Origin of the sequence: Streptomyces sp. SPB074 (assembly GCF_000154905.1) — a bacterium.
Lineage (GTDB): Bacteria > Actinomycetota > Actinomycetes > Streptomycetales > Streptomycetaceae > Streptomyces.
Genome location: NZ_GG770539.1, coordinates 1,254,890 through 1,262,349, shown reverse-complemented (window position 1 = coordinate 1,262,349; position 7,460 = coordinate 1,254,890). Strand labels below are relative to the sequence as shown.

The window sequence follows — 7,460 nt, the reverse complement described above, 5'->3', positions numbered from 1 at the left end:
CAACGGGCACGCCGCATGGGGCACGTACCGGCGGAACGGCCTGACGGCAGTCGGGCCGCGTGTGCCGGGACCGCCGCGTGCCACGCCCGCGAAGCTGACGGCCTGGCCCGGAGCGGCGGACCGGCTTCGTACGGCCGAAGGAGCGGCCCGCCCGGCGAGGGCGGCCCGTCTCCCGCGCGGCGCCCGTGGGGGACGACGCCCCGAGCCCGCGCCGGCCTGACGGGCCTTCGGCCCGAGCCGGAAGGACCGGCCGGGAACCGGGTCCCGGCCCATGAGACACCCCGAGGTGTCCGTTGACAGCCCCACCGGGGCCGCCGCAGGATGAGAGACATGCACACGACTCACCCCGGTGTGGTGTGCCGCTACGTGGACCTGCGGCGCACCTCCAGCGCCCTCTGTCGCTGAATCAGCGCCACCCGGCCCGGTACCTGTAGTCCCGCGCGCCGCACCGCGGTGCGGGCCGGCCGCCTCCCGGGCCGTCCGCCCCCTCCCCGCCTCCTCGCGCCCGGGCCGCCGTGCCCGGCACCTGACGAACGGCTCCCGCCCCCCCCGGCCGGCCCGCTCCCGCGCGGAACCCGCCTCGTCACCGCGTGGTCCGGGCGCGTACCCGGGCGCGCGGCGCGACGTGCTCCACGACCTCCGGCGTCGCTCCGTCGCCGCCCCGGCCGCCGGTTTTCCGGAGTCCCCCCGCGAAGACCTCGTCCCGCGTGTCGCCGCCCGGCGGCGATCCGCGTCTCCCCACCACGGAAGGCATCGTCATGGCCCGCGTTCTCTCCGTTTCCGGCAGTCCGTCCGCGTCTTCGCGTACCGCTCGTCTTCTGCGTCATCTGGACGGCTTCTTGCGGGCGCAGGGGCACGAGGTGAGTGTGCTGGACGTGCGTTCTCTGCCCGCCGGGCCGTTGCTGGCCGCCGAGTTCGGGCATCCGGCGATAGTGGGTGCCGCGCGCGCTTTCGCGGAGGCGGACGGTGTGGTGGTGGGCACTCCGGTGTACAAGGCGGCGTATTCCGGTCTGCTGAAGACGTTGCTGGACGTGTTGCCGCAGCACGCCCTGGCGGGCAAGACCGTGCTGCCCCTGGCCACGGGTGGGTCCACGGCGCACGTTCTCGCGCTGGACTACGCCTTGCGGCCGGTTCTGACGTCGATGGGCGCGGCTCACGTGGTGCCGGGGTGGTTCGTGGTGGACAAGGACCTCGTGGTGGAGGCGGACGGTTCTCTCACGATCGCGCCAGGGACCGCGGAGACGCTGGGCCAGGTGACCGACACCTTCGCGCGCGCCCTGCACACGGCCTTTCCGAGCCCCCTCCCGGTGGGCTGAGCGCAGGAGGGACGGTACGGGAGGGGGAGGCGGCCGACGTCCCGGAACCGTACGCCCGTGCGCGCCCGTACCCGGTACCGCGCGGTCACAGCCCCGGCGCGCCCCAGACCGGGAACCACCGGCTCAGGTCCTCCTCCAGGCGCAGGTCGGTGCCGAGGGCGGCGCGGACCTCCAGCTCCAGCTGGTTGTCCCGCTTCTCCGTGGCTCCGGGCAGCGGCGCGAAGGGGTAGAAGCTGCCGCGCTTGTAGAGGTAGACGAGCCCCAGGGGCCGGCCGTGCTCGTCCTGGAAGGCGAGGAGCGAGCACAAAAGCTGCGGGCCGAAACCGCCCTCCTCCAGGAGCGTGTTCACGGCGTGCAGGTCGGTGACGAGGCCGCTCAGGTCCTCCGGGGGCTGGGTCGAGAGCAGCCACGTGTAGCCGTACGGGTCGCGGCTGAACTCGACGGGGACACCGCCCCGCTCCGTATCGGCGTCGAGCAGCGCCCGCACGTCGTCCCGGACCCGGGCGAAGGAGGCGCCCTCGGCGGCGGCGAAGCAGACCGACCCGCGCCCCGTCGGCCGGAAACCGGTCGCCGCCTGGAGGGTGAGCGCCGCCGAGGGCACGGCGAAGAGCTGGTCGAGATCGGGGCGGACCGGCTTCGAGCGGCCGAGCAGCGCGTCGAGGAAACCCACGCGACCTCCAGTCGGGAACGGTGACGGGCGGGGCTCAGCGGGAGAGCTGCGCCGAGATGCGGGAGAGCTGGTCCAAGCGCTGCTGGAGCGTCGGGTGCGAGGAGAGCAGCCGGCCGAGGCTCGCCTTCGAGGAGAAGGCGGGCACGAAGAAGAAGGCGTTGTACGGCTCCGCCTGGCGCAGGTCACGCGTCGGGATGCGCGACATCTGCCCGCTCACCTTCGTCAGCGCAGAGGCGAGCGCGGAGGGCCGCCCGGTCAGGAGGGCGGCCGCGCGGTCGGCGGACAGCTCGCGGTAGCGCGACAGCAGGCGCGTCAGGAGGAAACCGATCGTGTACACGGCGGCGCTCACCAGCGGAATCAGGAGCAGGGCGACGCCCACCGGGTCGTTCCTGTTCCCGCCGCGCGAGAGCCCGCTCCACAGGGCCATCCGGGTGATGAGCCCGGCCAGCACGCCGAGGAAGGAGGCGATCGTCATGACGAAGACGTCACGGTGCGCCATGTGTGACATCTCGTGCGCGAGCACGCCCTCCAGTTCCTCCGGCTCCAGCCGCCGGAGTAGGCCCGTCGTCACGCACACCAGCGCCGAGCGCTCGTTGCGCCCGGTGGCGAAGGCGTTGGGGACGTCGCTGTCGGCGATCGCGACCCGTGGCTTCCTGAGATCGGCGAGGGCGCAGATCCGGTCCACGACCCCGTGCAGCTCCGGGGCCTGCTCCGGGTTCACCTCGCGCGCGCCCATGCCGAAGGCGGCGATGCGGTCGCTGAACCAGAACTGCGCGACGAAGAGCGCGCCGACCGCGATCAGGATGATGGGCCAGGCCCCGCGCAGTACCGCGAGCAGGACGCCGACGAGGACGACGTAGAGCAGCCCGATGAGGAACATCGTGGTCACCATGCGGACGGTGAGCCCTTGATCGGGCGCGTAGCGTGAACGACTGCGGGCCATTCCCGCCTCCCCTCATTGCCTTCCGCTGCCACCGGCTGCCGCTGTCCTTTTGCCGCTTCCGGCTCCGCTCCCTCCATAGTGCCCCTTTCCGTGTCGAACGGGCGTAAACGGATGTTCGACACCGGCAGCGGGCCCGCGACGGGAGCGGGCGCCCCGGCGGCAGCGCGCCTCCGACGGTCGCGAGCCCCGGCGGCAACCCGCCCCCCACGGTCGCGGGCCCCGGCGGCTCACCCGGACATGCCGCGGCCCCGGCACCCCTCGAAAGAGGGACGCCGGGGCCGCGCACGGGGTCGGGCCGGTGGGCCCTGCGTCACTTCGCGGCGACGAAGCCCAGCTCGCCGTTGGTGTACGAGCCGTCGAGGTGGCCCTTCGTGATGCCGTACGGACCACCGAGGTTCAGGTAGTCGCCGTTGATGTGCGCGTGGGTGTACTCGGCCTCGCCGGCCACGAAGGACGGGCCCTCGTGAGCGGAAGCCAGGCTCGCGCCGCCCAGGACGGCGGTGGCGGCGAGGGCGGTGGCGGCGAAGGCGGTGCGAAGGCGCATACAAACTCCTCGGTGAGGTGGGGTCGTTCGCAGCGAGACTTCCCCTGGTGAGGCGTCATATCCACGTCCGCAACTCGGATTCCATCGAATGGGTCAATGTGCGGACTGTTGACAATCACATCACCTGATTGAAAACTCTTCGTTCTGCAACGCAGGAGAGCGACGGTGTGACTCAAAAAACTCACATTCACCCTGCAAGAAGCGGCAAGCAACTCTGTCTACCCCCACAGAACAGAGGATTCATGACCCACAGGACATCCCGGTCCCCGCACGGCGGGCACCACCGGGCCAGACGCCTGCTCGCCGCGGCTCCCGTCGCGGCCCTCCTCTTCGGCGGGCTGCTGCCCGCGGGCTCCGCGACGGCCGCCCCACCGGCCGCGGCGGACCCCGGCCCCACCGCCGCCCAGGGCGCCCAGGTCCCGTACACCGAGTACGAACTGGAGGACGGCGACTACCAGGGCACCCTGCTCACCGCCGACGCCGAGCGGACCTTCGGCCACACCAACTTCGCGAGCGAGTCGAGCGGCCGCAGCTCCGTGCGCCTGGAGAAGAGCGGCGACTACGCGGGCTTCACCTCCACCGTGGCCACCAACTCGCTCGTCGTGCGCAACTCCATCCCCGACGCCCCGGGCGGCGGCGGCCAGGAGGCGACGCTGAGCCTGTACGCGGACGGGCAGTTCGTGCGGAAGCTCGACCTGTCCTCGCAGCACTCGTGGCTGTACGGGAACACCGACGACCCCGAGGGCCTGACGAACACCCCCGGCGGCGACGCGCGCCGGCTCTTCGACGAGAGCCACACGCTCCTCGACAAGAGCTACCCGGCCGGCACGCGGTTCCAGCTCCGGAAGGACGACGGGGACGACGCCGCGTACTACGTCGTGGACCTGGTCGACCTGGAGCAGGTCGCCCCGCCCGCCGAGAAACCGGCCGAGTGCACCTCGATCACCGAGTACGGTGCCGTGCCCGACGACGGGAAGGACGACACCGAGGCCCTCCAGGCCGCTGTCACCGCCGACCAGAACGGCGACATCGACTGTGTCTGGATACCGGCGGGGCAGTGGCGTCAGGAGCAGAAGATCCTCACGAAGGACCCCGAGCACCGGGGCGAGTACAACCAGGTCGGCATCCGCGACGTCCGCGTCGTCGGCGCCGGGATGTGGCACTCGCAGCTCTACACGCTCACCGAGCCGCAGGACGCGGGCGGCATCAACCACCCGCACGAGGGCAACTTCGGCTTCGACATCGACGACAACACGCAGATCTCCGACCTCGCCATCTTCGGCTCGGGACGCATCCGGGGCGGGGACGGCAACGCCGAGGGCGGCGTCGGGCTCAACGGCCGCTTCGGCAAGAACACGAAGATCTCCAACGTGTGGATCGAGCACGCCAACGTCGGCGTCTGGGTCGGCCGCGACTACTCCAACATCCCCGAGCTGTGGAACCCGGCCGACGGCCTGGAGTTCAGCGGGATGCGCGTACGCGACACCTACGCGGACGGCATCAACTTCACCAACGGCACGCGCAATTCGAGCGTCACCGACTCCTCCTTCCGCACCACCGGGGACGACTCGCTCGCCGTCTGGGCCAACCGCTACGTCAAGGACCCGGCCACCGACATCGGCCACGACAACACCTTCGCCCATAACACGATCCAGCTGCCCTGGCGTGCCAACGGCCTGGCGATCTACGGCGGTTACGGCAACAGTATCGAGGACAACATCGTCTCCGACACGATGAACTACCCGGGCATCATGCTCGCCACCGACCACGACCCGCTGCCCTTCTCCGGCGAGACCCTCATCTCGGGCAACAGCCTCCACCGCACGGGCGGCGCCTTCTGGGGCGAGGCCCAGGAGTTCGGCGCGATCACGGTCTTCCCCGCGAGCCAGGACATCCCGGGCGTGGTCATCAAGGACACCGACATCCACGATTCCACCTACGACGGCATCCAGTTCAAGTCCGGCGGCGGCGCGGTGCCCGGCGCGAAGATCAGCGGCGTGACGATCGACAAGTCGAACAACGGCTCCGGCATCCTCGCGATGGGCGGCGCGCGCGGTGACGCGAGCCTCACGGACGTCACCATCAGCGGCTCACGGGACGGGGACGTACTCGTCGAGCCCGGCTCCCAGTTCACGATCACCGGGGGGCCGCAGGCCGCCAGGTGATCCCGGGGCCCGCTCCGCACGGACGGGCCCGCCGAGACCGGCGCGGGGTTGGTGGACCCCGCGCCCGCGCCAAGAACCCCGTGCCCCGGGCGGACTTGCCGCCGCCCGGGGCACGGGGCTGCCGGGCATGGGGTCGCGTGTGTGCCGGGCATTCCCGGCCGTTCACCCCGCTCGTTCACCCGTCTTCGGCCCGTCGCCACCGGGTGGCCGTTCCCGCGTGCGTGGATGTCCTCGTCCACCCCGCCCCGTACCGGGAGCTCTCGTGTCCACCGTCACCCCGCCCCGTACCGCCCGCACCCCCCGCCGCCTGCGCGCGGGGCTCGCCACCGCCGCGGCCGCCGGCGCGCTTCTCGCCGCCGCTCCGCAGGCGGGCGCCGCCGCGCCCGCGCCCGCCGCACGCGCCGGCGACCTCCTCACCGTCCGCCTCGATCAGCTCCGCCCCACCCAGCCCTCCGTCGGCAAGGACCAGATCTTCTACAAGCTCGGCCGGTACGGGAGCCGGAAGGACGAGCAGGCCGGGGACTTCAACAAGCGCTTCGACGACTGGTGCGAGACCAACGGCCAGGGCGAGGCCGAGAAGGTCCCCGCGGGCGCGAGGCTCGCCGACCCCGCGAGCTTCACCTGCGAGATCCCGCTCGGCGAGGAGACCGGCAAGAGCCTCGCCGCGATGAAGACCGTCGTCATCGGCCCCGGCGGCACCCTCTACCTCACCGACGGCCACCACAGCCTCACCTCCTTCTGGGAGGCGGCCGACGGCGGCCCCCAGACCCCCATCAGGCTGCGCGTCCAGGCCGACTACAGCGACCTGGACCAGAGCGCCTTCTGGGACGAGATGCGCGCCCACCACTGGGTCTGGCTCCGCGACGAGGACGGCACCCCGATCACCACCGGCGAACTACCCACCCGCCTCGGCCTCTCCCGCCTCCACGACGACCCCTACCGCTCCCTCGTCTACTTCACGCGCGACATCGGCTACTCCGCGCCCGAGGACGCCGCCGAGTACCTGGAGTTCCTGTGGGGCGGCTGGCTGCGCGAGCGGCTCGACCTCGGCGCGTACGACCTCCAGGACCCGGCCTCGTACCTCCAGGCGGTGCGCGACGCCTCGGAGTTGATGGTCGCGGCCGACCCGGACGAGATCATCGCGGACGGGCGCACGGCGGCCGAACTCGGCCGGCTTGACGAGTGGAACGACGGAAAGAAGCCCGGCAAGGGCGAGTTCGGCAAACTCGCGCAGCCGCTCACCGCGGAGAAGCCCGGCAAACTCGCCTTCGCGCTCGACTACCGCTCCCGCGTCGTCGCCCCGCCCCCCTGCACCACCACCCTGCGCGGCCCCCGCACGGGCCCGCTCGTCGTCGCCTCCGGGGTCACGTGCCTCGACAACACGCGCCAGACCGGCCCCGTCGTCGTACGCGCCGGAGCCTCGCTCGTCGCACTCGGCGCCGACATCACCGGCCCCGTGCGGGCCGTGGGCGCGCGGAGCGTCCACGTCTGCGGCACGCGCGTCGAAGGGCCGCTCTCCGTCGTCGGATCGGGTCTGCGCACCGAGGGGCCGGGCTGCTCCGCCAACACCTTCGGCGGCCCCGTGCAGTTGGTGGCGAACACGCGGGGCTGACTTGTCCCGTGCCGTCGCAATGCTCCCCCTTGATCCTTCAACAGGCGCACACCGCGAGGGGGTTGACGGGCCGCGCGCGTAAAGAATCCGTACCGAAGGTTCGTACCTTCGCATTGACATCGCGCGCGGCCCGGCCGAACCTCGAAGACGGCACGGATACCTGTGCACCCCACGCGGCCCCCCACGGGCCGCGCCTCGGGCACCGTGCCT

General features: G+C 72.0%; 6 protein-coding genes. 3 read left to right on the top strand and 3 right to left on the bottom strand.

What is annotated here, in order from left to right:
• Positions 1-758: 758 nt before the first annotated feature.
• On the top strand, positions 759-1,316 hold the full coding sequence (gene ssuE / locus SSBG_RS05050; protein WP_008745138.1) for an NADPH-dependent FMN reductase: 558 nt from the start codon (positions 759-761) through the stop codon (positions 1,314-1,316).
• Positions 1,317-1,401: 85 nt separating this feature from the next.
• Here the strand turns inward: ssuE and pspAB are convergent, their stop codons facing one another.
• The 3 genes from pspAB to SSBG_RS05035 all read right to left on the bottom strand — a co-directional run bounded on the left by pspAB (position 1,402) and on the right by SSBG_RS05035 (position 3,473).
• Positions 1,402-1,986, bottom strand: a complete 585-nt coding sequence (gene pspAB, locus SSBG_RS05045) for a PspA-associated protein PspAB (RefSeq protein WP_008745137.1) — start codon at positions 1,984-1,986, stop codon at positions 1,402-1,404.
• A gap of 34 nt (positions 1,987-2,020) precedes the next feature.
• Complete coding sequence (htpX, locus tag SSBG_RS05040) at positions 2,021-2,929, bottom strand: zinc metalloprotease HtpX (RefSeq protein ID WP_008745136.1); 909 nt, start codon at positions 2,927-2,929, stop codon at positions 2,021-2,023.
• 310 nt (positions 2,930-3,239) lie between these two features.
• Positions 3,240-3,473 (bottom strand): hypothetical protein, encoded by a 234-nt coding sequence (locus tag SSBG_RS05035; RefSeq protein WP_008745135.1) that lies wholly within the window; start codon positions 3,471-3,473, stop codon positions 3,240-3,242.
• Between the two features lie 242 nt (positions 3,474-3,715).
• Between SSBG_RS05035 and SSBG_RS05030 the strand changes: the two genes are divergently transcribed.
• Both SSBG_RS05030 and SSBG_RS05025 read left to right on the top strand, forming a co-directional pair.
• Positions 3,716-5,638 carry a glycosyl hydrolase family 28-related protein gene (locus SSBG_RS05030; RefSeq protein ID WP_037868977.1) on the top strand — a complete coding sequence of 641 codons (1,923 nt, stop codon included), beginning with the start codon at positions 3,716-3,718 and terminating at the stop codon, positions 5,636-5,638.
• Between the two features lie 262 nt (positions 5,639-5,900).
• Positions 5,901-7,250 carry a ParB/Srx family N-terminal domain-containing protein gene (locus tag SSBG_RS05025; RefSeq protein WP_008745133.1) on the top strand — a complete coding sequence of 450 codons (1,350 nt, stop codon included), beginning with the start codon at positions 5,901-5,903 and terminating at the stop codon, positions 7,248-7,250.
• The last annotated feature ends 210 nt before the right edge of the window (positions 7,251-7,460 follow it).